The organism is Mogibacterium pumilum, from assembly GCF_002243385.1.
GTDB lineage: Bacteria > Bacillota > Clostridia > Peptostreptococcales > Anaerovoracaceae > Mogibacterium > Mogibacterium pumilum.
Map to the genome: position 1 here is coordinate 818,400 of NZ_CP016199.1, position 26,363 is coordinate 844,762.

The window sequence follows — 26,363 nt, forward strand, 5'->3', positions numbered from 1 at the left end:
GATAACGCCTTAAAATAGCTACATTGGAGGAAGATTTTGAACGAGTTAATCAGACTTGACAACATAGGGAAGAGCTACGGCGACCACGAGGTGCTAAGCGATATCTCGCTCTCAATCAAGGAGAACGAATTTGTAACGCTGCTAGGTCCATCGGGTTGCGGCAAAACCACTACTCTACGTATCATCGGAGGATTTGAGACTCCTGACATAGGGAAGGTAATTTTTGACGGCAAGGATATAACCAATGTCCCACCGAATCAGCGTCATGTAAATACAGTCTTTCAGAACTACGCATTGTTCCCGCACATGACGGTGCAGGAGAACATCGCTTTTGGTCTGCGTGTAAGTGGAAAGTCGGAGCAATATATAAAGGATAAAATTGCATACGGACTTAAGCTTGTTAATCTTGACGGTTATGGAAATAGAAGAGTTGACAAGATGTCTGGTGGTCAGCAGCAGAGAGTTGCTATGGCGCGTGCGATAGTTAATGAGCCTAGGGTGCTACTACTCGATGAGCCGTTAGGTGCTCTTGACCTAAAACTCAGACAGGAGATGCAGTACGAGCTGGTTAGACTCAAGAAAGAGTTAGGCATTACCTTCATATTCGTTACTCACGATCAGGAAGAAGCTCTTACCATGTCGGACACGGTCATCGTTATGAACAATGGCTACATTCAGCAGATGGGCACTCCTGAAGAGATTTATAATGAACCAGAGAATGCTTTCGTTGCGGACTTCATCGGAGACAGCAACATCGTCGATGCCAAGATGGTGGATGATAAGCTCGTTGAGATAGACGGTCATGTATTTAAATGTATTGATGGCAGGGACAATGGATTCAATATTGGACAGCCTGTCGATGCGGTAATCAGACCTGAAGATGTAGAAATCCGCGAATATGGAGAAGGCATCATGGACGGCAAGATTATCAGCAAGCTGTTCATCGGTGTGCACTACGAGATGCTCGTGCAGAGTGAGGATGGTAAGGTGGAGTGGTTGCTCCAGAACTACGATTCTCATGAAGTTGGTGAGATGATAGGTATGTATGTGCGACCTGAGAACATTCAGATCATGCATAAACCTACATCAGAAGACGAGGAGGCACAGGAAGTTGATATCTAAGAAAAGGTACACAGCACCTTTCGCCATCTGGATTATCGCAGGAACCGTAATCCCGATTTTGACTATTGCCTATTATGGCATTACCAATAGGAATGGTGCTTTTACATTTGAAAATATCACGGCGATGTTCAATTCGCAGCATCTAGAAGCGCTTGGCATGTCTCTACTGCTCTCCGTTGTAAGTACGGTAGTATGCCTCGTGTTGGCTTTTCCTATGGCTCTAATTCTGAAGGAAAGCAGGTTTGGCAAACAGGGATTTATGATATTTGTGTTCATACTTCCTATGTGGATGAACTTTCTACTCAGAACAATGGCATGGCAGGTTCTTCTCGAGAGACAGGGAGTAATCAATTCTTTGCTCACATCCATAGGACTAAACAGGCAAGAGATGATGGGAACGCATGGAGCAGTCGTGCTAGGTATGGTATACGACTTCCTTCCGTTTATGGTGCTCCCTATTTATAATGTTGTGTCCAAAATCGATAACCGCCTAATTGAGGCTGCGTATGACCTTGGTGCAGGCAAATTCTATGTGTTTAGAAGAGTAATCTTTCCACTCAGCATACCTGGAATTGCAAGTGGCGTGACTATGGTGTTTATCCCAGCGCTCACTACATTCGTAATATCTAATATGCTCGGAGGCGGCAAGGTGAACCTTATAGGAAACATTATCGAGCAGGAATTCACTGTTAATTCAAACTGGTATCTAGGCTCGGGACTTTCACTAGTTATGATGGTGTTCATCATCGTCAGCATGCTCATAGTTCAGAAGTTCGGTGACGGAGAGGAGGATCATTTATTATGAAGAAATTCTTCGGAAATATGTACTTAATAATAATAATGCTCTTCCTGTATTTACCAATTCTAACGCTCATATTCCTGTCGTTCAACGAGAGTCGCTCGATGTCGGTATTTACGAGATTTTCGCTGAAGTGGTACCAGGAGATGTTCCACAGCAGACTCATACTGGGAGCTATTGTAAATACATTTTCGATAGCTATACTAGCTTCACTTATTGCAACCTTTATCGGCACTTTGGCGGTGCTCGGTATAGAGTCGCTAAGGCCTGGTGCGCAGCAGACACTCCTTGCAGTTAACAACATTCCGATGCTTAACGCTGATATCGTAACTGGTATCTCGCTTATGCTATCGTTTCTGCTATTTGGAGTTTCGCTCGGATATATGACGATATTGTTCTCGCACGTGACATTTTGTATCCCATACGTGATACTTTCGGTGAGGCCGAGACTTAACAAGAGGACGGATACACTCTTTGAAGCGGCGATGGATCTTGGAGCTTCGCGTTCATATGCGTTTAGAAAGGTTGTGCTGCCGGAGCTCATGCCGGGAATACTCGCCGGTGCCCTTCTTTCGTTTACGATGTCTGTCGATGATTTCGTAGTCACGCATTTTACAAGGGGAGCGGGCATCAACACTATATCGACTCTCATTTACAGCGAAGTAAAAATCGGCATCAGACCGTCGCTATATGCGCTATCAACGATTATTTTTTTGATAGCTCTAATCGCACTATTAATTGTCAATGTAAATAGGGATAAGGAGCAAAAGAGAGCATGAAGAAAAAGTTAATACTCGGCTCGCTGCTCGTGCTTCTCATGGTTGTTATGACGGGATGCAGAAGCGGTGAAAATGGAGAGGTATACGTATACAGCTATGGAGATTACTATGATCCAGAGGTGGTTGCTGACTTCGAGGCGGAGACTGGAATCAGGGTAATTCAGGATACTTATGATACTGCAGAGGAGATGTATCCTATCATCAAGAATGGTTCAGCTGATTATGATGTCGTGTGTACATCAGACTATATGATTAGCAAAATGAAGGATGAGGATCTGCTATATAAGCTGGATAAGAAGAATATCAAGAATATCAAGAATTTAGACACAGATTACATGAAGATGGCCGAGGAGTATGATCCAGGTAACGAGTATTCCATCCCTTATATCGTTGGTGTATCAGGTATCCTTTACAACAAGAAGATGGTAAAGGGCAAAAAGATAGACTCGTGGGATGCGCTTTGGGATCCGGATTTTAAGAATAATATAGTCATGCAGGACAGCGTTCGTGATGCGTTTGCAATCTCGCTTATGAGACTTGGATATTCGCCTAACACTACCAATCCTAAGGAAATTGAAGAGGCGAAGAATGCTCTAAAAGAGCAGAAGAAGCTCGTGTATAAGTATGCTAACGATTCCGCAAGAGACCTGCTGGCTGATAAGTCAGCAGCAATTGGTGTTGTGTGGAATGGAGAATACATTTATACCCATGGTCTCAATAAAGACGTTGAGTTTGTGGTTCCTAAGGAAGGCTCTGAATTTTTCGTCGATTCATGGGTAGTGCCTAAGCGCGCTAAGAACAAGCGAAATGCTGAGAGGTTTATAAACTACATGTGCAAGGCGAAGGTAGCAAAGCAGAACTTTGACTACATATATTACACTACACCGAATAGTGCAGCGATTAAGATTATCCCTTCAAAATACGTTTCAAATCCAGCGGTGTTCCCGAGCAAAGAGACTATTGCTCGCTGCACGCTGCTTAAGAATCTTGACCCTGATACGACAAAGCTTTATAGTGATAGCTGGAAAGAAGTGAAGTCGAAGTAAGGTGTGTGAAAATCGGAGATAGATAATGAACGATAGACAGATAAAGGCTTTTGTAGAAGCCGCTAGACTTCTAAATTTTACGAAAGCCGCTGAAAAGTTATATGTGCCACAGTCGCAGGTTAGTCGCGCGATTGCTGCGCTCGAGGATGAGCTAGGTGTGGTGCTTTTTGATAGAGAAAACTCTAGAAACATTAAGCTATCTTATGCTGGCGAGAAGTATTATAGCTTGTTCCGAAGATTCGATGCGGACCTCGCCAAGACTAGAGACTCACTGAAAGATGGTACACATGAGCTTAGGCTAGGATACAATATAGGGTGGAATATATCTCATTTTCTGCCCGATGTTATAGAGAAGTGTCGAGAGACGCATAGCGATTTCTCGGTGAATATTGAATGCCTCAGTTTTGAAACCCTTATGAATAAGCTTCAGGCAGGGCAGCTAGATGCGGTGCTTTCACTAGATGATTACATGCAGGCTACTTCTGAAATAGGGATAGAGTACGAGGTTGTGACTGAAGTAAAGCGCTCAATCGTATATTCTGAGAAACTACTCGGCAAACAGGTGGTTAGTCCCAAAGAGCTAAAAGATGTTACGATGTTCGTTGCTGATGATCCGAAGCTTCGTGAGATTATCTCGCTCATAGGGTTTAACCTAAGGCCTTACAATTTTATTCCTGAAATTAAAGTTGTTCCTAATCTGGAATCTATGTTTGCAAATGTTCAGAATGGAAGAGGCGTTATTCTAGCGGATGAATGGGTAAGCGTGAGCGGAGGAGAGGAAATTTGCTCTGTTATCATCGGTAGCAAGGCAAATGTTGCTCTCGCATGGCACGAAGGTGCTCCGAACAGAGAAGTTACGCTGTTCAAAGATGAGCTGCGTAAACATTTTGAGGTCTAACTGAATAACTTTGTATAAATATCAAAAATGTAGAAGAATAATAGGTATTCATGCAAAATATGCATGAATACCTATTCAATTTTGGTAGGTTATAATTGTGCAACATAGGTGATACTCTTTAGACATCAAAAGGTAAGATATGAGATTCATATAAAAACTATAAGGAGGGTAAGATGTCTAGAAGAGAAGAAATGCTATTTAAGAACACAGAGTTCGTAGGTTATTCAGATCTAAACAAGAAGCCAGGCTTCCAGATGGGAATGCACCGTACTAAGGATGGCAGATATTATCTATATACTGCATGTTTCCGTGACAATGGTTTTAATATCGTCGACGTTACAGAACCTGCAAATCCAGTTGCAAAGTGGGTTGAGGGAGACTGGGTAGGCGAGGTTCATGATGGACAGAGTCTTGCAAAGCTGCAGGTAGCTGACGGAAAGCTCATCGCTTGCTACGGTGGAACTATGCGAGTTCTTCATGGCACACATGAGCAGCCATACTGGGGTGGATTTAAGATCTACGATATTGAGACAGATCCTCTAAATCCTAAGCTATTAGGCCAGTTCGAATGTGAGGATGGGCCAGGAGTTCATCGCAGTTTCTACAACGGTGGTGACTATGCTTATATCATGGGTAGCAAGCGTAATTTCAGAGGATTTATTCTGAGAATCGTGGATATTTCAGACCCATCTAATCCAACTGAAGTTGGAAGCTGGTGGGCAGATGGACAGTACCTCGGTAACAAGAAGGCATCTGACATGCCGGAGGTTGGTACAGAGCCATTCATGAAACTTCCTAACGGTCATGCGATTACTGTAAAAGATGACGTGGTATATGCAGCATTCCCTAATGTAGGATTCTGTATGATCGATGTACAGGATAAGAGCAGACCTAGACTTCTTGGTAACGTTTCTCTAAACCCTCCATTCAGTAATGGTCAGTCGGGAGCTGCTGTGCACACAGCTATGCCACTCGGTGATAGACCATTTGCTATCGTAACAACAGAGGGTGAGAGAACATGGTACTTCGATAATAACAGAGAAGAAGGGATGTTTCACAAGATTACTAGCCAGCCAATGAATATTATAGGAATGGTTGAGACTGCTGATAAGGATAATCCAGCACTCATCTCTGTATTCCCCTACCCTGAGGTGCCTGAAGAATACAAGAAGTGTCACGGTGAGAACTTCAACATCATCGATGGTCAGAGGGTGGTATTTGGACCACATAATATGTTCGATGCATTTGGACAGGACTGCCTAGAGAGCAGAGATGACAGAGTGTATAACTGCCACTTCCAGGCGGGGCTCCGTATCTATGATGTCTCAGATCCATTTGTACCAAAGGAAATTGCGTATTTCATGCCACCAGATCCAGAAGGTACATGGTTCGATATCGAAGAAGGAACACTTTTCCCTGGACCACACGTTGGACACGCTGAGGACTGTATAGTAGACGACAGGGGGTACATCTACGTAGATACATATCAGGATGGACTCTATATCGTTCGTTGCACAGTATAAATATAATCCTTAAGTTATAGACTGTATAAATATTAATAACCATGCCATTTTAGGTAGCGGCTTCCTTAATCCTGGAGGTCGCTATTTTGTTTAGTTTGCTAAAGTGTCTTGCTTTGGGAAGTATTGAAAATATTTATATTTATACTAATAAACACCCTTCAATATTGAAATTGTTGATATGCATAAATTTTATTAGGTGTACACAATTTAACTTGTTACAATAGTTTAAAACGTATCAAATGACTGATAGGTTTTGAAGGTATTGATAGGAGGTAACAAAATGAAAGTTAATGCAAAATCAATTGATTTAGCGAAGGTGCAGGCTGATGCTGAGGAATCATATCGTAAAGGCTTCTTCTGCTGCGAAGCAGTTATGGATGTTATCATGGATAACTTTGAGCTCGATGTTCCTCATGAGATTATCAAGATGGCTTCTGGAATGGCTATCGGTGTTGGGAAGTCAGGATGTATCTGTGGAGCACTCAATGGCGGTGTTCTAGCTATAAGCATGTTGTTTGGCAGAGATGAGCAGAGAGGTCCTAAGGATCCAGAAGTTGTAAAGTGTATGAGTATGACTAATGAGCTCCATGATTGGTTCAAAGATAACAATACAAAGAAGGCTGCATGTTGCCGAGTTCTCACAAGAGAATTTGATATGAGTCAGGGTGGCCACAAGTCTCAGTGTATCTACTACACAGGTATGTGTGCAGCAAAGGCTGCTGAAATCATAGCTCGTGAACTCGGAATTGAGACAACAGGAGAAATCACAGTTCTATCTCATGATGACTATCTAAAGACAAGAACTACACCTCTTGAAGCTTAATACTTGTGTTTGTAGAAAACGGAGAATGTGACAATGATTAAAAAAATACCTTTACCTATATGTGGTGTAATGCTCGGAACAGCTGCTTTAGGGAACCTGCTTCAGAGTTATTCTGAGGGCGTACGAAATCTTTGCGGTATACTAGCAGCGTTTCTGCTGGTTTTAATACTGCTTAAGCTTGTAATGTATCCGGATATGATAAAAGAAGACATGGGTAATCCCATTATGGCAGGAGTATCAGCAACATTCACAATGGGGCTGATGATCCTCAGCACATACGTTAAACCATTCATAGGGCAAGGAGCATACTTAATCTGGCTGTTTGCGATAGCGCTACACGGCATACTGATCGTGTATTTTACAGTGAAGTTCTTGATAAAATATGACCAGAAAAAAGTGTTCACAACTTGGTTCATCGTATACGTGGGAATTGCGGTTGCAGGAGTTACTGCACCTGCGTATGAAAAGACTGGCTTTGGAGCAGCAACATTCTGGTTCGGTTTAATCACACTCATTCCGCTACTTATAATAGTGATAAAAAGATATGCAACGCTACCTTCACCTGATCCGGCTAAACCGCTAGTTGGTATCTTTGCAGCGCCAATGAGCCTTTGTATTGCAGCTTATATTCAGTCAGTTCAAGTTAAGAACTTTACGCTACTGATGATTATGTTCGTAGCAGCAACAGTGCTATACGTATATTCTCTAGTTGCAAGTTTCGGACTTGTAAAGAAGTTCTACCCAAGCTTTGCGGGGTTCACGTTTCCGTTTGTAATCAGTGCGATTGCAACTAAGCAGGTTATGGCTTGCTCGGCGCTTATGGGACATCCACTTCCTTGGCTAAGCAATGTAGTACTCGTGGAGACGGCGATTGCAGTAGTATTTGTGGTTTATGTATATGTAAAATATATGGTATTTATATTTGCAAGCAATCCAAAACAGGAAAGCTAGAAAAAGCGATACTAGCCGCTTTAAAAAGATTGTTATTATATGATGACATAGTATAGAAAAAGTATCACACCTGTTGTAAAGATTAATAGACTTCGGCTGTATGCTGAGGTCTATTATTATGTGATTCAGTAATATCATACGCTTCACGAAAAAAACATATATCGCTCAACTTTATGTGTTGACACATGGTGCATACGATAGTACACTATGGGTAGTGATTAGCACTCCAGATTAATGAGTGCTAACAACTTTGAAGGCAAGGAGGAAAATCAATGGACATAAGCAAGAGAAAACTTCAGATCCTTCAGGCGATTATCACTGACTATGTCAAGAGTGCGGAGCCTGTCGGCTCACGTTCACTTGCTAAGAAATATGGATTAGGCGTCAGCCCAGCGACGATTAGAAATGAGATGGCTGACCTCGAAGAACTCGGCTACCTGACACATCCTCATGCTTCGGCAGGTCGTGTGCCTTCTGATAAGGCGTATAGACTTTATGTAAATAGCCTAATGAGTAAGCACGATCTCACACCAGAGGAGAAAGAGATTATCAATGAGCGAATGCAGGTAAGCGTTGCGGAGTTCAATCAGACACTTCAGCACGCCGCGGAGCTTTTATCAGATATAACGAAGTTGGCATCATTTGCTATGACACCTTCGGCGAACTTTGACACACTTAAGTTCATCAGACTGCTTCCTGTGGACGAATATACAATTGTATTGATGATAGTCTCAGATACAGGTAATGTGAATAACACGACGCTCAAAGTCGATGTGTCTTACACCCCTGAATCTCTTGAGATTTTGAGCAAGTCGATGACTTACAGCTATAAGGGGACCACGATAGACGAGGCACTCAAGAAATCAATTATTGCAGATTTCAATTCTGACCTCGCGGCGATGAGTCCGCTGGCTAGTATGGTTATGCCTAACTTTATGAAGACGCTCGAGGATATGCTCAACGTTAATCTATATATGGAAGGCTTGACAAATATATTCAACATTCCTGAATACAGTAGCATCGACAAGGCAAAATCCTTTATCGAGCTTGTGAGCAGGAAGGATGAATTTGCTAGAGACATGCTGCAGCGTGAGGACGGCATAATCGTAACTATTGGTAATGAAAATGATGATTCATCTATGAAAGATTGCTCGCTCGTTACAGCGACATATCATGTAGATGGTAAATTGATAGGCAAGATTGGTGTAATCGGACCGACACGCATGAACTATAGCGAGGTTACTTCTATTATGGAGTATCTGACGGAGAACCTAAGCAAAGCGTTCTTATTAAGCGATGGAAAGGAAATCAAGGATGACTGAAGAGAAGAAGATTAATATCGATCAGGCTGAAGAGCAGGAGGCGGTAAAGACTGAAACAGCAGAATGTGTGACCGAAGACTCAGAAGGTAATGAAGATGTAGAGACATCTGAAAATGCTGATGAAGTAGCTGAAAGTGCGGATGAGTCTGGTGAAGCATCGGAGAAGAAAGCACAGCCTGAGGAGGATGGCGAAACCAAGTATTTAAGGCTGATGGCAGAGTTTCAGAACTATAAAAAACGTGTAGCTAAGGAGAAGACAGATATCCGCTCCTATGCAAATGAAAGGATCGTAACCGAACTGCTCGAGGTGCTCGATAACTTCGAGAGAGCGCTTGCAAGCGAGACTACTGCAGAAGCAGAGGGATATGCGCAAGGTATGAAGCTCATATTTGACCAGTTTCTCGGAGTTCTAACCAAATCGGGGCTTGAGGAAGTTAAGGCTCTCGGAGAAGACTTTGACCCTAACATGCATAATGCAGTTATGACAGCGGATAGCGAAGAGTACGATAGCAATAAGGTATGCAATGTACTTCAAAAGGGGTACACTTTAAATGGTAAGGTTATCAGACCTTCAATGGTTACCGTCGCAAAGTAGTGCAAAATGCACGACTAGGCGTGTATATAAATTTAGTAAATAAAGATTTCTTATATGAAAGGAAGTAAATAAAATGAGTAAGGTAATTGGAATTGATTTAGGAACAACAAACAGCTGTGTAGCCGTTCTAGAGGGCGGAGAACCGGTTGTAATCGCAAACGCAGAGGGTGCAAGAACTACTCCATCTGTAGTTGCGTTCACCAAGAATGGTGAGAGGCTAGTAGGAGAGACTGCTAAGAGACAGGCAATCACTAACCCGGATAGAACTATAGCTTCTATCAAGAGACATATGGGTGAGAGCTACACTGTTGAGATTGATGGCAAGAGCTACACACCGCAGGATATTTCAGCTATGATTCTAGGAAAGCTCAAGGCTGATGCTGAAGCTTATCTAGGAGAGAAGGTTACAGAGGCTGTAATTACAGTTCCTGCGTACTTCTCCGATGCACAGAAGCAGGCTACAAAGGATGCTGGTAAGATTGCAGGACTCGAGGTTAAGAGAATTATCAACGAGCCAACAGCTGCATCGCTAGCTTACGGACTAGACAAGGCTGATGGAACTCAGAAGATACTCGTGTACGACCTCGGTGGTGGTACATTCGACGTATCTGTTCTAGAGTTAGGAGATGGAGTATTTGAGGTACTAGCTACAAACGGAGACACTCACCTTGGCGGAGATGACTTCGATAATGCAGTTCTCAATTTCTTAGCTGATTCCTTCATGGCAGAGCACGGAATAGATCTAAGAAAAGATAACATGGCACTACAGAGACTTAAGGAAGCTGCTGAAAAGGCTAAGAAGGAGCTATCAAGCGCTCAGACAACTAAGATTAACCTACCATTCATCACAGTTTCTGAAGCTGGTCCACTCCACATGGATATGGATCTTACAAGAGCTAGATTTGATCAGCTCACAAGCGATCTTGTAGAAAGAAGTATTGAACCTATGAAGAAGGCAATGTCAGATGCCGGTGTATCCAACTCTGACATTGCGAAGGTAATCCTTGTTGGTGGTTCAACACGTATCCCAGCGGTTCAGGCTGCAGTTCAGAAGGTTACTGGTAAGGAGCCATTCAAAGGAATCAATCCAGACGAGTGCGTAGCCGTTGGTGCTTCGATTCAGGCTGGAGTACTTACAGGTGAGGTAAATGACGTTCTTCTACTCGACGTTACTCCACTATCGCTTTCTATCGAGACACTAGGTGGTGTAGCAACTAAACTAATCGAGAGAAACACTACTATTCCAACTAAGAAGAGCCAGATTTTCTCAACAGCAGCAGATAACCAGACTGCAGTAGACGTTCACGTAATGCAGGGTGAGAGAGAGATGGCTGCTGACAACATTACGCTAGGCAGATTCCAGCTCACTGGCATCGCTCCAGCTCCTCGTGGAATTCCACAGATCGAGGTTACATTTGACATCGACGCAAACGGTATTGTAAATGTTAGCGCTAAGGACCTTGGAACTGGTAAGGAACAGCAGATTACTATCACATCTTCGACTAAGCTATCTGAAGATGAGATCAATGCTAAGATTAAGGAAGCTGAGCAGTACGCTGAAGAGGACAAGAAGAAGAAGGAAGAAGTTGAGGTTAAGAACCAGGCTGAAGGAATACTCTTCGAAACTGAGAAACAGATGAACGAACTTGGTGACAAGGTTACAGCAGATGAGAAGGCTAAAGTAGATGCAGCTAGAGAGGACCTCAAGAAGGCTGTAGAAGCTAACGATGTTGAAGATACTAAGGCTAAGATTGAGGCTCTAACACAGGCATTCTACCCAATCTCATCGAGAATCTATCAGGAAGCTCAGGCTCAAGCAGGTGCTACCGGAGCAGCTGAGCAGACTCAGGATGGAACACAGAGTGAAGGTCCAAACGGAAACACTGTAGATGCTGACTATGAAGTGGTAGATGAAGATAAGTAAGCCTAAATTCAGCAGGTGATCACTGCCGGCACTTAGTGCCGGCAGTTCACTGATTTAAAAAATTTATCGTTGGAAGGAAATAATATGGCAGATAAGAGAGATTATTATGAGGTGCTAGGCATCCAGAAAGGCGCTTCCGAAGACGAAATTAAGAAGGCATATCGTAAGATGGCTATGAAGTACCATCCTGATAAGAACCCTGGGGACAAGGAAGCCGAAGAAAAATTTAAGGAAGCCAATGAAGCATACGCTGTATTGTCGGATCCTGATAAAAAGAATAAGTATGATAGATTTGGGCACGCTGGAGTAGATCCGAACGCAGGCTTTGGCGATGGCGGAGCAGGCTTTGGCGGCTTCGGTGGCTTTGAAGATATATTCGATATGTTCGGTGGTGGTTTTGGTGGCTTCGGTGGACGAGGTACAAGGCGTACTGGACCACGTAAGGGAAATGACCTACAGAAGTCGATTACGATTGATTTTACAGAAGCAATATTTGGCTGTAAGAAAGAAATCAAGCTTACCAAGGAAGTTAAGTGTAAGACTTGTAATGGTGAGGGAACTGCACCTGGAACGCATAAACGCACTTGTGATAAGTGCGGTGGAACTGGTCAGGTTTCACATGTATCACAGACTCCTTTTGGAACTTTCCAAAATGTTTCTGCATGTGATGCTTGCGGTGGAACTGGTCAGGTTATAGATAAACCTTGTCCTGATTGCCATGGTAAGGGCTCTGTGAGAAAGACTGTTACACTTAAGATTGACATTCCTGCGGGAGTTGATAGCGACAGCATAATTCCAATTCGAGGTGAAGGTGAGCCTGGTGTAAATGGTGGCTCGTTTGGAGACCTTTATATCGTCATCAACGTAAAGCCTCACAAGATATACAAGAGACGAGGCGATGACCTGTACCTGACAATGCCTATTTCGTACGATCAGGCAGTTCTCGGTGATAAGGTTAAGGTTCCAGGATTCAATGAGACATATTCTTACACACTGGCTCCAGGAACTCAGACAGGATCCAACTTCAGACTCAAGGGTAAGGGGGTTAAGAACCCGAGAACCGGCAGATATGGCGACCTCTATGTAAAGGTAAATATCGAGGTTCCAACCAAACTCAGCGCTAAAGAGAAGAAGGCGATTAAGCGCATGGCCGAGGATTTCTCTGAGGATTCATATCCACGCAAGAAGGAGTTCAACAACCTCAAGTTTGATAAATAAAATGAGTGTAAAATAAGTAAAAAAACACATTACGAAAATTAGTAAAATAAGTATGCAAAAATATAATACACAATACATGGGGCTACCGCACAAAATGTGCGATAGCCCCATGTTAGTAGATACAATCCTGTTCGAAGTCATTTTCTTGAAGAATGGCTTCAATTATTTTAATTATATAACTTTCCATTAAGTAATAAATGTTACTTATGCCCTTTGCTGATTTTTCCGTATTGATACAGAGCAACCATAGCATTAACAGCCTGTTCTGCAGTTGCATATGCAGGAATGCCATGATCCCTTAGTTTAAGGATAGCTTCCTGGCACTCGTTTCCGCCCTGGCATTCCATGATAAACGGTTTGCCGAGATGGCGGTAGGTATCATGTATGCGGATAACCAAATCAGTAACTGCATCCACATCAGTCACGGCGGTAGGGCAAATCGAACCGATAATGCCGTGTACATTAGGGTCACGCATAGCCTGTGTAAAGGCTCCCTTGTACTGAATTGGTGAAGCTGTTCCTGAAATATCAACAGGGTTTAGTGGAGAACCGAACATAGGCATGTAAGCACGAATTCTGTCAGACAGACTTGGTGAAATCTCATTCAGTTCATGCATAGGCATACCTCTACGCTCAAAGTGATCGCAACTCAACAGCCCGGATCCTCCTCCGTTTGTAATCATTACGATATTATCTCCTTTTGCAGGTGGCTGCATGCCGAGTGCCATCGATATATCGAGGAATTCTTCCCATGTTGTCGCACGAATCGCTCCCGCTTTCTTAAACACTTCGTCATAGAACGCATCTGATGTTCCTGCATTTTCAGAAGCAGTATGTGCAAATGCAGCTTTCTCACCAATTTTTGAACCACCAACCTTTATGGTGACGATTGGTTTATTTACATTTTGGCACGCTTCTATAAAAGCATCAGGACTGTCCAGCCCTTCAATATACACAGCAAGGCACTTCGTATCTTTGTCTCTGCCTGCATATGAGATGAACTCACAGAAATCCACATCGGCTTTATTGCCGAGTCCGACGAAGAAGCTCATGCCGTAGTGATCCTTTTGAGAAGAACCCAAAGCGGCAAGCAAGTTAGCACCGGACTGTGAAATCATTGCAACAGGTCCCTTGATAGGTAGGTACGGAATAAATCCGCAATTGAAGTCAAGATATGGGCTTCCCATCCCAACCAAGTTTGGTCCAATCAGAGGCAGTTTGTTGTCACGGCAATACTGCGTCAGCTCATCTTGTAGGGCACCACGACCAATCTCCTTAAATGCACTGGTAGCGATGACTACAATTTTTACCTTTTTGGCAACACAATCTTCCAATACGGATTTAACGATGTGTGCCGGAACAGCGAGGAATGCCAAATCAACTTCTTCAGGAATATCTTTAACTGTAGGATATGCCTTAAGCCCATTCACTTTATCAGCACGCGGATTAACCGGATAAATATCGCCCTTGTAACCCCACAACTTTAGACCGTCTACAACCTTGTAACCTACCTTGGTCGAATAACGACTGGCACCAACAACGGCGATAGACTTAGGGTTTAATGCATACTGAAGATTATCTATTACATAATCGCGAGGATGTTTTACAATCATCTTATTTCACCTCCTCATGATCCGTTGAAAATCGGCACTTCGGTGCTCCGGTTTCCATACGGTTTTGGAGAAAGTCGTCTGTCATGACGCACTCCTCCCAGTAGCCATTTTCATCATCCAGTCGTGCTACCCAACGTCTGAATTGGCGTTTGGAGTTAGCGACCTTAACTTCTTCAATTTCTGCATATTTTTCGAGCTTGTTGCGAATTTCATCAACATCATTTAACTCTGTGAAGACACTTAATAGGCAGTCATAGAAAGAATCGCCAAACTGGAAGATATCAACAAATTCAGACTGTCCGGTAAACTCTTCAATCAGTTCTGCTTTTCTGTAGCTAGGAACATTCTGGAACATGCGAACGAGATACATATGCATTGAAAGTCCGATACCACGATAGTTTAAATATATCATCGGAAGCATAAACTTACGATCATCTACGCAGGTTATAATGTCCTTTCTCATCTGTTCTCCATCAAGACCTGAAAGCTCTTCCAACCTCTTGAAGTTGAACATGTCTGCAACGGACTCGGTAGAATTCAGGGCATCAATAATTGCAAGATCTGTCTTGTCAATCTTCTGCTGAACCTTTAGGAACTTCTTCCTTTGCTCCTCTCCAAACACGAACTTTCTAAACTGGTCTGCCGGCACATCCCACTGGTTTACCATGGACTCACGCACATCTGCACGAATAGGGCAGAGGTGCACATACTCGACTTCTGGACGATCTCTCCACGGAGCTAAAACATCTGCAAGCAGATTATCTATTACACGCATGTGGTTTCCGTTGAAGAAATCAAAATCCCCTTCAGTCATGTAGCCAGTGCATATATCATCTTTGTTTTGATACCATTTTGCGAACTCGTCCTTCGTGGCTGAATCAGTTCCGTCTTTCAACTTAACAACCCAATAGTAGAGTCCCCAACCATAAACACTGACATTCGGATTCATGACGAACATAATCAAGTGTTCATCATACATCCTCTTTAGACGTTTTTTAATGTCGTCCTTTTTGCCTCCGGTCTTCTTGGCAATGTAGTCAAGGTTCCAAACGTCAGGATATACCTGATAGAATGACTTAACTACGTTGTAGGCAGCAACCTCTGTTGCATCCAGACCAAAGGTTCCCGGCTCCAGAAAGCCGTAGCCACGTGGTGGAAAGCAATTTTTATGCATCCACGCTTGCTGTTGGTCAGTGCCAAGCATGTACTTCTTCTCACTCATTGATACTAACCTCCTAATCTTTTACAACTAATCAGTTACAACATACAACAAGATGAAGTAAACAATATCACCTTGTGTTATTATTGTATCACAATGTATAGTGAAATAGAACCTTACCGGTATTAAAATTTGCTCTTTTTATTTAAAATAATATAAATAATTTGAATATTGAAACAAAACTTTGAAATAGGCTCTATAGGCAGAGGAATCAGTGTTTAGATTTAGAGTGTGTTAGGCTTTTGAATCAACTACTGAAGTGCTTCATCAAGCACATCTTTGATGTGCCCTTTGCACTCCTCGTAACTCTCGAAGAGGTGTGCCTCGTATTTTTTCTCATCATCTATAAACATCGAAGGTGTCGCATAGTAATCATAGTTTGCGATGATTTCAGGATGTTCGTTTTCTTCAATCCATTCAATTTCTACCTTGCCATATTCCGGATTTTCCTCAATGAGGTCGGCAAGAGCTTTCTTTCCCTGCACACAATATGGACAGCCGGCATATTCAAATGCTAAAATCTTTTTCATATTTTTCCCTTTCCGCTTTTATATAAATTAATGTTAGTTTTAAATTAGATAGCTTGATTTTTAAGTATTTACATTACAAGTATATTTTAATCACCTATATTATCGGTTTGAAACATTTAGGTGTGAGCAAAGCTAATGTGGTCGCACATGCTACTCAAGCACCAATGAAACTGGACAGTGGTCGCTGCCGTATACATCGGCGAGAATTGCAGCTTCTTTGATTTTTGGCTCTAGGCGATTTGATACTAAGAAGTAGTCGATACGCCAACCAGCGTTGTTTGCCCTCGCATTGAAGCGATATGACCACCAGGAGTATACGCCTGTGGTTTCAGGCTGAAGATACCTAAAGGTATCTGTAAAGCCGGCAGCCAGTAGCTCAGTCATCTTACCGCGCTCCTCATCTGAGAAGCCCGCACTACCGCGATTGCTCTTAGGATTCTTGAGGTCTATTTCCTGGTGTGCTACGTTGAGATCGCCACAGTATACAACTGGCTTAAACTTATCTAGCTTAGACATATAAGCTCTCAAATCATCCTCGTATTCCATTCTGTAATCGATGCGCTTCAACTCATTCTGAGCGTTTGGCACATATGCACATATTAGGTAAAAATCCTCGTATTCAAGCGTGATTACACGACCTTCGTCGTTATGCTTGCCTTCGATTCCATAGGCTACGCTGAAAGGCTCTTTTTTTGCAAAAATCGCAGTTCCTGAGTAACCCTTTTTCTCCGCATAGCTGTAATATTCGTGATAACCTTCTGGGTGAAAGTCTGCTTGTCCTTCCTGCATCTTGGTCTCTTGTAAGCAGAAGAAGTCAGCATTGAGCTCATAAAAGATGTCTTCAAATCCCTTCTTGAGAACTGCTCTAAAACCATTTACATTCCATGATATAAACTTCATTTCGTGAATTTCCTTTTGTTGAATTTTATTTTAAGTATATCTAAAGATTTTATAGTCGCATACTTTACCAACACAGTATCATAATAGCTTCTTAATCTTGAAGCTAGTCATGACAGAATCCCTGTATTTTCCTATCCCCGTAACTATAGCATATCCTGTACCGGGAGAGGTGTTCTTAATATATGCAACTTTGTAATCTTTTCCTTCACTTAACTCTTTGCCATGGTCATATACCACGATTCCAGGCTTAACTGCGAATCCGAGATATCTGGAGCTATGGCTCTTAAGTTGCACATTACATTTTTCAATCGACCTCTTGCCGTTCGCGTTAAAACGTAGCGAATGATATGTCTCTTTAGGGTTCAAATACATGAAATTCAGATCGACATTTTTGTTAATGCCCGGCACAGTCGCTTTGTCGGTGCTCTGCCACATCATGTAATCACCTTTGTAGGTCGCCTGTGTATGGTACTGGGCAAGCCAGATATTCGTGATTTTAGCTAACTCATATCCGCTCGCGTAGTGCATGAGGAAGTCAAAGTTGCCGTATATCATCGTTTCGTATCCGCGTGCCCAACCTCTCTTTACGAACGCTAAAGCGTTTCTGTTAATGCCCGAAGTTCCAAGGGAGCCAGAGCTTATCGCTCGAGCGAGCCTTCCTCCATTATATAGCTCGTAGTCCATTACTATCGGGAGATCTATGCGGTATTTATCTACTAAACCGGCTAGATAGTCAGCTTCGGCAGCAGCTTCTTCAGTGGTGGTCGCCTGTGAATATAAATATACCCCGACCATGAGTCCTGCATCAGATGCACCTTTGATATTCTGTTCGAATTTTGCATCTTTGTGGAGATTACCCTTTGACGCATCTCTAAAACCAGCCCTAATATATACGAAGTCGACACCAGATTTCTTGACCTTATGCCAATCAATGTTATCCCCTTGTGCGTATGAAACGTCGATTCCAGTTGATATTACGTATCCCTTAAACCTCGCGTCATGTGTAAAATTACCGTATTCGAAAGGGGTGCTACGCATAGAATGGAGGATAATCACAATCAAAATCGCCAAGAGCCCGACAACAGAAAATGCTACCTTAAACTTGTTCTTCTTTATCTTGCGTATAGTTTTGCGTTTAAATGATGAACATTTGCGTTTCCACCATTTTTTTATTCTGACGCGTAGACCGTCCGATTTTCTCCTCGGTTTACTTCGTGTCCGTTGTGGCGAACTGTTTCGTCCCTGTCTCATTCTAATCCTCGTCGATTCCGATATCGTTGCCGATTACATGTGCGAACTTTATCGATGACTTACCAAATTTACCTCTAATATCGTCCATAGCCTTAGCTATATTTTCGTCTTTTGCATTCTGATTATTTTCATTAGTAGAAGCGCCCATGCTAAATATAGTGAGCTGACCTCCGTCAGGTGAGTCGGTAAGGTCAATGGCTGTTACCGTGAGAAGCCTTATTGGTTTGTTTGTATAATTAAGCTCCTTAATTAATTCAAAGGCAATATTCCTAAATGCAGCCGGACTATTAATAGGACTAGGAACGCGTTTTTGTCTCGACAATCGTTTGAATTCTGGTGTAGTTAGTTCTACCTTGACACCGCGTGCCCATTTCTCGTGGTGTCTGAGCCTAGTACTTACTTTGTCAGATAACTCTGTCAGGGCAAGACCGACATCGTCGGCACCTTTTAAATTACGGCGAAAAGTCATTCCGTGTCCGACTGATTTTATATCTTCGCGGTTGTCGTACGCGCGCACTGGATCATCATCCAGGCCATTTGCATACTTGTAAAGGCTCACTCCGTGAACACCAAAGGCGTTGGAAAGAAGCATCTGATTAGAATGCGCTAAATCACCTATAGTATGAATTCCAAAATTATTGAGTTTAGTAGCCGTAGCTTTACCGACAAAGAACATTTCAGAGACAGGCATAGGCCATATGAGTTCTCGGAAATTATCTCTTGAGATGACGGTAGTTGCATCCGGTTTCTTGTAGTCACTTCCCATCTTGGCAAAAATCTTATTAAAAGACACGCCGACAGATAAGGTGAGTCCGAGTTCGCTGCGTACGCGTTCTCTGATACTATCAGCGATAAATTTTGCATCTCCTAGCAGCATTTCACTAGCTGTCACATCGAGCCACGATTCATCAACACTGAATGGTTCGATAAGGTTCGTGTACTCGAGGTATATAGAGTTAAGCATATTGCTGTATTCACGATACTTGTCATGATGAGGTGGTATGGTTATAAGCTCAGGACACTTACGTCTGGCTGCTTGTAATGTCTCTGCCGTTACAACTCCAAACTTCTTTGCTAGTTCGTTCTTAGCCAAGATAATTCCATGTCTGCTGTCTGGGTCACCGGCGACTGCAACTGGCTTATTCTTGATATCTGGGCGTGACAGGAGCTCGACAGAAGCATAGAAGTTATTCATATCGCAATGTAGTATTCGTCTGTCTGAATTCATGCTGCAAGCCTTTCGTAAGTTTATTTCTTATACTATTATAGACGATTTGATGGTGCGTGCGAACAGTGTTTTTAAGATAACAAAGACGAGCTCCTAAGAGCTCGCCTTAAACTATTTCTATTTAACGCATTAATAGTACTGAACTAAACTTAGTGGAAGCCGACTCCAGCAATCAGAGTACCGATTCTGAGAGCGAATAGTGCGAAAGAAATCCACATAACTGGAGTGATTTCCTTAGCTTTTCCGCCGATAACCTTAAGCAGTACCCATGAAATCATACCGAACATGATTCCGTTTGCAATAGAATATGTGAAAGGCATGAATGTGATAGCGCAGAATGCAGCTGCAGTATCAGCGATGTCTGAATTGAAGTCAATGTTCTTGATTGATGATACCATCAATAGTCCAACGTACATAAGAGCTGGAGTTGTAGCAAATCCCGGGATCGCTAGAAACACTGGTGAGAAGAATAGTGCGATTACGAACATTACAGCAGATGTTACAGCTGTAAGACCAGTTCTACCACCAGCAGCAACACCGGCACTTGACTCAACGTAAGAAGTTACTGTAGAAGTTCCTACGAAAGCTCCGAAGATTGTACCGAATGCGTCAGCTAGGAGAGCGCCTCTAGCACGAGGAAGATTTCCATTCTCATCTAGGAGGTTTCCTTTGGAAGCTACACCGATAAGAGTTCCTACTGTATCGAACAGGTCAACGAATAGGAACGAGAATGTGATAACTAGGAAGTTGATTAGATTCTGAGAAATCCAAGCAAAATCAAACTGTCCAAAGTGTGGTGCAGCTGGAAGACTGAAAACCTTTGCAGGAACTAGTGAAAATGCACCAGCTGCAGGATCTACATGATACCAACCAGTTTTCTCAGCGATGATTCCAAGAATCCATGTGATGAGGATACCCCATAGAACAGCACCAGGAACATTTTTACGAACCATAGCACAGATGCAGAAGAATCCAATCATAGCGAGTACGAACTGTGGTGATCCTACCTGTCCAAGCTCAACTAGTGTTGCGCCGCTACCAATTACGATGCCTGCACCCTTGAGTCCAACGAGAACGATAAATAGACCGATACCAGCTGTGATTCCGTACTTTAGGTTAGCAGGTACTTCGTTAACTAGCTTTTCACGGAAGCTTGTTAGAGAAAGAAGAACGAATACGATTCCTTCTACTAGAACCGCAGCGAGTGCGATCTTCCAAGGATCATTTATTCCTGCCTTTGCCATTGGAATGCAGACAGAGTACGCAAAGTATGCATTAAGTCCCATTCCGGAAGCAAGTGCAACAGGGTAGTTAGCGAAGAATGCCATGAATAGAGTGGCTACAGTCGCAGAAATTGCAGTAGCAGTAAAAACAGCTGCGCCATCCATGCCTGCTGCAGATAAGATGTTAGGGTTTACTGCCAGAATATATACCATCGATAGAAATGTGGTAACTCCAGCAATGATTTCAGTGCTTGTGGTAGTACCATGCTCCTTAAGTTTAAAAAACTTTTCCATAAAGATAACTCCTTCTAAAAATAATTTTGTAGTTATAAATCAAAACAAATAAGATTGTTTGTAATAAAATAATTATAGAAGTCTAAAGAGATAACTTCAATAAAAGTTAAGATTAAATGAGGCTTAAAAAGGAAAACAAATAATAAAAATGTAATTTGTCCGAACGATGAAACACAATTTGGTCAAAAATGTTCAAGTTTGTTCTTTTGATCATACACACATATATATTATCTTTGTCTATATAATAAAATATGACATAAGTTAAAATTATAGCTACTTATTGGAATACAGAAAAGGATATTGGTAAAACACAATGTCATTACTAAAAAAAACATACCGCCCCCCAAAAGTGTTACTTGCTGGTGGAGCGGGATATATTGGAAGTCATGTTGCCGTTGAATTGCTTGAAGTTGGTTATGATATAGTAATTGCAGATAATTTTAGCAACTCTTGTGAAGACTCATTACAAGGAATAACTGATGTTAGTGGGAAGAATTTTCCTTTCTATAACATTGATGTGGGCAATTCATCAATGCTAACCGAACTGTTTGAAAAGGAACATATAGATATCGTCATTCACCTAGCGGGCTATAAGTCAGTTAGCGAAGCGATTAATTCCCCCCTAAAGTATTATAAAAATAACATTATCCCAACTCTTGAGCTACTAGAAGTTATGCAACAACATGATGTACGCAAGTTCATCCTCAGTTCTTCAGCTAATGTGTATGGAGAATCGAAAATTATGCCAGTTACAGAGGAGTGCAAAACAGGAAATTGTACTAATCCATACGGTAGGACTAAATGGATTCAAGAAGAAATTCTTAAGGATTTATTTGAATCGGATTCTAGATGGAACATAGTTTTGTTAAGGTATTTTAATCCAGCAGGAGCTCATTCAAGTGGTCTCATAGGAGAAAGATATAACAAGGCAACAGGCAACATAATGCCTTCAATTGCGCTGGCAGCATCTGGAGAAGTTCCGGCTTTCAAGATTATGGGCAATTCTTATAACACTCCCGATGGAACAGGTATAAGAGACTATATCCACATCTCTGATTTAGCTAGAGGACATGTTGCTGCTATCAATAAGTTGTACGATGAGCCTAAAGTTTCTATCTATAATCTGGGAACAGGATGTGGATATAGTGTGTTAGAGGCGGTCAAAACTTTTGAGAAGGTGTGTGGGCATAGTATTCCTTGTGAAATTGAAAAAGCTCGAGAAGGTGATATTGCAGAGATGTATGCCTGCTGTGATAAAATAAAGGATGAACTTGGATGGGAAGCCATATATAGCCTTGAAGATGTCTGTGAATCGGCATGGGCTTGGAACAAGAAGTTAATAAAGAAAAAACTATAAAATATGTCCATGTGCATAAAAAATACAGATGTTATCTGATTATGAAAATACAAGTACAACCACTAAATTCAAATATTTACTTGCTTTAATTAGTCTAGTGACCTATAATATATAGGCATCTTTGTGTCCAAATACATGGATGTAGTAAGTAATAATCACATCGTGAAGTTGCCGCGGTGCCTCTTGAAGGTTGAAGGCTAGTGTTCACGGTGGAAGTAACAACCGGAGGTTAATTATGTCAGTAGTATCAATGAAACAGCTTTTAGAAGCAGGTGTTCATTTCGGACACCAGACTAGAAGATGGAACCCTAAGATGGCTCCATACATATTCACAGAGAGAAATGGAATCTACATCATCGATCTTCAGCAGACTATTCAGAGAATTGACGATGCTTATGATTTCATCAGAAAGGTAGCAGCAGATGGAGAGCCAGTCCTGTTTGTAGGAACTAAGAAGCAGGCTCAGGTTGCTATAAAGGACGAGGCTCTACGCGCAGGAATGTTCTTCGTAAACGAGAGATGGCTCGGTGGAATGCTTACAAACTACAAGACTATCAGCAAGAGAATTGCTAGACTAGCTGAGATTCGCGAGATGGAAGCTGATGGGACTATCGAAAAATACGCTAAAAAGGAAGCTCTTAAGATCAGACAGGAAGCTGATAAGCTGGAGAAATTCCTCGGCGGAATCAAGGACATGAAGGGTATGCCCGGAGCAATGTTCGTAGTAGACCCTAAGAAGGAAAAGATTGCTGTTAAGGAAGCAAGAACTCTTGGAATTCCAGTTGTAGGTATCGTAGATACTAATTGTGACCCAGACGATGTAGACTACATCATTCCTGCTAACGATGACGCTATTAGAGCTGTAAAGCTAATCACATCTGCGATGGCAGATGCTGTAATTGAAGCAAAGCAGGGCGAAAGCTTCGATGATAGCGAAGTTCCAGCTGAGGAAGCTGAGACTGAAGCAGAAGCATAAATTACACAGACTTTTATAAACGTATAATATAACAAGTGAATGCCGTCCGGACCGAGAACTAACCCGGCTCGGACGGTTATTTAGTAAGGAGGACACAATGGCTGTAACAGCTGCACTAGTCAAGGAGCTTCGTGAGCTCACAGGTTCCGGTATGATGGATTGCAAGAAGGCACTAGTTGAGACGGATGGCGACATCGATAAGGCGGTAGACTGGCTTCGTGAGAAGGGAATCATGAAGGCTCAGAAGAAGTCTGGCAGAATCGCTGCTGAAGGACTCGTAAGACTTGCTTTCGGAGAGGGTAACAAGGTTGCGGCAATCGCTGAGGTAAACTCTGAGACGGACTTCGTATCTAAGAACGAAGAGTTCGTTGAGTTCGTTGAGGCAATTGCTGCTGAGGCACTTGTAAAGGGTGACCTAGATATGGATGCTTTCATGACAGAGCCATTCCAGGGATCAACTGTTAATGACGTTCTAACAGCTAAAGTTGCAAAGATTGGTGAGAACCTCAACATCAGAAGATATGCTAGAGTTGAGGAAGAGGGCGTTGTTTACACAGGATACATCCACGGTGGTGGCAGAATCGGCGTTATCGTTGGTATCAAGACTGATGCTACAGCGGCAGAGGTTGAGGCTTGTGGTAAGGATGTTGCAATGCAGGTTGCTTCTATGAACCCTAAGTTTGTTGATGAGGCTGGCGTTGATCCTGAATATATCGAGAACGAGAAGAAGATTCTCACTGAGCAGGTTCTCAACGAGGGTAAGAAGCCTGAAATGGTTGAGAAGATTGTTGCTGGTAAGATCAAGAAGGAGCTCAAGGAAGTTTGCCTAGTTGATCAGCCATTCGTAAAGGACAGCGACCTCAGCATCGCTCAATACGTAGAGAAGTGCGCTAAAGAAGTTGGTAAGGATATGCAGGTTGTATCCATGATTAGATTTGAAGTTGGCGAGGGAATCGAGAAGAAGGAAGACGACTTCGCAGCAGAGGTTGCTGCAGCAGTTCAGGGCTAAGCTCTACTCGTTTCAAGCGGACATACAATAGCATTAAGATCTCGATATTCGTGATATGTCGAGTGACGAAAAAGCGTAGCCGATTGGCTGCGCTTTTTAATGCAGAAATAGATGAAGGAAACGATAACTCGAAAATACATAATTGAGGGTAAATGTTATTGAACTCATACACATATCTCTTTATAATTATTTATGTATATACTACATATAATTATGATTATGATATTATGGAGGTTATCAATGAGCGACGTAAGCAAACTAGCACCACAGGAAGTGTTTAAATATTTCAAAGAAATCAGTGACGTTCCGCGTGCTTCAGGACACACTGAGAAGATTATTACATACCTCGTTAATTTTGCGAAAGAACACGAACTAGAATACTATCAGGATGAGTCTGGAAACGTAATTATCTGGAAGGAAGGAACTCCTGGATATGAGAACTCTGACATGGTTATGATTCAGGGCCACATGGATATCGTTGCTGAGAAGACTGAGGACAGCGCTCATGACTTCCAGAATGATCCAATAGAGCTTATTATCGATGGAGATTTCCTAACTGCTAACAAGACTACTCTTGGAGCTGATGACGGCGCAGCTATAGCTATGGGACTTGCTCTTCTCGATTCGACAGATATTCCTCACCCACCACTAGAGTTCATCGCAACTGTTGATGAAGAGATCGGTATGCTTGGTGCGTACGCTCTAGACGGATCAAAGATCAGATCCCGCAAGATAATCAACGTGGATTCTGAGGATGAGGGAGTAATCACCGTTGGCTGTGCAGGTGCAGTAGATATCTTTACAAGCTTCCCGGCAGATAAAAAGGTCGTAAAGGGTGTGAAATACAAGTATCTCGTTGATGGACTACTCGGTGGTCACTCTGGACTAGATATCCATCAGGAACGTGCAAATGCTGGTCAGATTGTAGCTAGAATACTCCTTGATGCTAGAGAGAAGGCTGAACTAAACATCGTATCAATCAAGGGCGGAAGAGCTACTAACGTAATCCTTGGAAAGGTAGAGGGAGAAGTAATCGTTGCTGCTTCGGATGTTAAGGCGTTTGAAGAGAGAATTGCTGCTTCTACAGAGCAGATTAAGGTTGAGTACCGCACTTCGGATCCTGGAATCACAGTATCTTTTAAAGCGGTAGGAGAAGTAGAAGAAGAGGCAATCGACACCGTATGCCAGGATAATTTCTTCAAGTTCGTGCTTGCTTGCCCAGTAGGCGTTGAGCATTACAGCGTAGAACTAAAGGGACTCGTTGAGACATCCCATTCAATTGGAATTATCAAGATTGAAGAGGGAAGATTGGTTACTATGTCCATGGTTAGATCAAGTGTAAACTCACGTAATACATTACTCGCTAGAAAGATTGGCATCCTCGCAGAAGCTCTTGGAGCTAAAGTTGAGAGCGGTAGCTCGTACGGCGCATGGGAATTCAACAACAAGTCAGATCTCCTCGATGTATGCGTAGCTGCATATAAGGAACAGTATGGTGAAGAGCCTGTTGTAAGTGCAATGCATGCTGGTATTGAGTGTGGAATCTGGGCCGAGAAGGTAGGCAAGGTAGATGCAGTATCTATTGGACCAGATATTTCAGACGTTCACTCTGTGAATGAGAACATCTCCATTTCTTCGACAGAGAGGACTTGGAATTACCTCAAGCTAATCCTATCTCACTGCAAGTAAGTTGTTAAGAGTTGGCGAATTCAAAAGTTATATTGAATCGTTAAATAAACAGTGATATATTAATAGAGACAGGA

23 protein-coding genes are annotated in these 26,363 nt (G+C 42.4%); 16 read left to right on the top strand and 7 right to left on the bottom strand.

Annotated elements, in window-relative coordinates:
* The first annotated feature begins 33 nt into the window (after nt 1-33).
* From AXF17_RS03940 to dnaJ, 12 genes are all read left to right on the top strand, one after another.
* Nucleotides 34-1,122, top strand: a complete 1,089-nt coding sequence (locus AXF17_RS03940; protein WP_094233902.1) for an ABC transporter ATP-binding protein — start codon at nt 34-36, stop codon at nt 1,120-1,122.
* Entirely contained in the window at nt 1,112-1,927 is an 816-nt protein-coding gene (locus tag AXF17_RS03945; protein WP_330398544.1) for an ABC transporter permease, read from the top strand. The genes AXF17_RS03940 and AXF17_RS03945 overlap by 11 nt, the downstream gene beginning before the upstream one ends.
* Nucleotides 1,924-2,700, top strand: coding sequence for an ABC transporter permease (locus AXF17_RS08965; protein ID WP_157682557.1), 777 nt, complete (start codon nt 1,924-1,926; stop codon nt 2,698-2,700). The genes AXF17_RS03945 and AXF17_RS08965 overlap by 4 nt, the downstream gene beginning before the upstream one ends.
* Entirely contained in the window at nt 2,697-3,746 is a 1,050-nt protein-coding gene (locus tag AXF17_RS08970) for an ABC transporter substrate-binding protein (protein ID WP_157682558.1), read from the top strand. Before AXF17_RS08965 ends, AXF17_RS08970 begins: the two co-directional genes overlap by 4 nt.
* A gap of 25 nt (nt 3,747-3,771) precedes the next feature.
* On the top strand, nt 3,772-4,644 hold the full coding sequence (locus tag AXF17_RS03955) for a LysR family transcriptional regulator (protein ID WP_094233903.1): 873 nt from the start codon (nt 3,772-3,774) through the stop codon (nt 4,642-4,644).
* 173 nt (nt 4,645-4,817) lie between these two features.
* On the top strand, nt 4,818-6,167 hold the full coding sequence (locus AXF17_RS03960) for an LVIVD repeat-containing protein (RefSeq protein WP_094233904.1): 1,350 nt from the start codon (nt 4,818-4,820) through the stop codon (nt 6,165-6,167).
* A gap of 280 nt (nt 6,168-6,447) precedes the next feature.
* Complete coding sequence (locus tag AXF17_RS03965; protein WP_094233905.1) at nt 6,448-6,990, top strand: C-GCAxxG-C-C family protein; 543 nt, start codon at nt 6,448-6,450, stop codon at nt 6,988-6,990.
* Between the two features lie 33 nt (nt 6,991-7,023).
* Nucleotides 7,024-7,941 (top strand): TDT family transporter, encoded by a 918-nt coding sequence (locus tag AXF17_RS03970; RefSeq protein WP_094233906.1) that lies wholly within the window; start codon nt 7,024-7,026, stop codon nt 7,939-7,941.
* 272 nt (nt 7,942-8,213) lie between these two features.
* Nucleotides 8,214-9,263 (top strand): heat-inducible transcriptional repressor HrcA, encoded by a 1,050-nt coding sequence (gene hrcA / locus AXF17_RS03975; RefSeq protein WP_094233907.1) that lies wholly within the window; start codon nt 8,214-8,216, stop codon nt 9,261-9,263.
* Nucleotides 9,256-9,858 (top strand): nucleotide exchange factor GrpE, encoded by a 603-nt coding sequence (gene grpE / locus AXF17_RS03980; RefSeq protein WP_157682559.1) that lies wholly within the window; start codon nt 9,256-9,258, stop codon nt 9,856-9,858. The genes hrcA and grpE overlap by 8 nt, the downstream gene beginning before the upstream one ends.
* A 73-nt stretch (nt 9,859-9,931) precedes the next feature.
* The gene (gene dnaK, locus AXF17_RS03985) at nt 9,932-11,782 is read left to right on the top strand and encodes a molecular chaperone DnaK (RefSeq protein WP_094233909.1); all 1,851 of its coding nucleotides are present in this window, start codon (nt 9,932-9,934) and stop codon (nt 11,780-11,782) included.
* Nucleotides 11,783-11,866: 84 nt separating this feature from the next.
* Nucleotides 11,867-13,000: a molecular chaperone DnaJ gene (gene dnaJ, locus AXF17_RS03990; RefSeq protein WP_094233910.1), complete on the top strand. Its 1,134-nt coding sequence runs from the start codon at nt 11,867-11,869 to the stop codon at nt 12,998-13,000.
* 200 nt (nt 13,001-13,200) lie between these two features.
* Here dnaJ and AXF17_RS03995 read toward each other — a convergent pair whose 3' ends face one another.
* From AXF17_RS03995 to AXF17_RS04025, 7 genes are all read right to left on the bottom strand, one after another.
* A complete protein-coding gene (locus tag AXF17_RS03995; RefSeq protein ID WP_094233911.1) occupies nt 13,201-14,613 on the bottom strand; it encodes an acetate--CoA ligase family protein in 1,413 nt (470 codons plus the stop codon).
* Nucleotide 14,614: 1 nt separating this feature from the next.
* Nucleotides 14,615-15,835 carry an AsnC family transcriptional regulator gene (locus tag AXF17_RS04000; RefSeq protein ID WP_094233912.1) on the bottom strand — a complete coding sequence of 407 codons (1,221 nt, stop codon included), beginning with the start codon at nt 15,833-15,835 and terminating at the stop codon, nt 14,615-14,617.
* A gap of 248 nt (nt 15,836-16,083) precedes the next feature.
* Nucleotides 16,084-16,362, bottom strand: coding sequence for a thioredoxin family protein (locus AXF17_RS04005; protein ID WP_094233913.1), 279 nt, complete (start codon nt 16,360-16,362; stop codon nt 16,084-16,086).
* A 150-nt stretch (nt 16,363-16,512) separates the two neighbouring features.
* Nucleotides 16,513-17,262, bottom strand: coding sequence for an exodeoxyribonuclease III (locus tag AXF17_RS04010; RefSeq protein ID WP_094233914.1), 750 nt, complete (start codon nt 17,260-17,262; stop codon nt 16,513-16,515).
* 78 nt (nt 17,263-17,340) lie between these two features.
* Nucleotides 17,341-18,513: a GH25 family lysozyme gene (locus tag AXF17_RS04015; RefSeq protein ID WP_094233915.1), complete on the bottom strand. Its 1,173-nt coding sequence runs from the start codon at nt 18,511-18,513 to the stop codon at nt 17,341-17,343.
* 1 nt (nt 18,514) lies between these two features.
* Entirely contained in the window at nt 18,515-19,741 is a 1,227-nt protein-coding gene (gene dinB, locus AXF17_RS04020; protein ID WP_094233916.1) for a DNA polymerase IV, read from the bottom strand.
* 149 nt (nt 19,742-19,890) lie between these two features.
* Nucleotides 19,891-21,258 (bottom strand): NCS2 family permease, encoded by a 1,368-nt coding sequence (locus AXF17_RS04025; RefSeq protein WP_094233917.1) that lies wholly within the window; start codon nt 21,256-21,258, stop codon nt 19,891-19,893.
* Nucleotides 21,259-21,571: 313 nt separating this feature from the next.
* Between AXF17_RS04025 and galE the strand changes: the two genes are divergently transcribed.
* The 4 genes from galE to AXF17_RS04045 all read left to right on the top strand — a co-directional run bounded on the left by galE (nt 21,572) and on the right by AXF17_RS04045 (nt 26,289).
* Entirely contained in the window at nt 21,572-22,615 is a 1,044-nt protein-coding gene (galE, locus tag AXF17_RS04030; protein ID WP_094233918.1) for a UDP-glucose 4-epimerase GalE, read from the top strand.
* A 235-nt stretch (nt 22,616-22,850) separates the two neighbouring features.
* On the top strand, nt 22,851-23,591 hold the full coding sequence (gene rpsB / locus AXF17_RS04035; protein ID WP_094233919.1) for a 30S ribosomal protein S2: 741 nt from the start codon (nt 22,851-22,853) through the stop codon (nt 23,589-23,591).
* Nucleotides 23,592-23,688: 97 nt separating this feature from the next.
* Nucleotides 23,689-24,600 carry a translation elongation factor Ts gene (gene tsf, locus AXF17_RS04040; protein WP_094233920.1) on the top strand — a complete coding sequence of 304 codons (912 nt, stop codon included), beginning with the start codon at nt 23,689-23,691 and terminating at the stop codon, nt 24,598-24,600.
* 240 nt (nt 24,601-24,840) lie between these two features.
* The gene (locus AXF17_RS04045; RefSeq protein WP_157682561.1) at nt 24,841-26,289 is read left to right on the top strand and encodes an aminoacyl-histidine dipeptidase; all 1,449 of its coding nucleotides are present in this window, start codon (nt 24,841-24,843) and stop codon (nt 26,287-26,289) included.
* Nucleotides 26,290-26,363 lie beyond the last annotated feature (74 nt).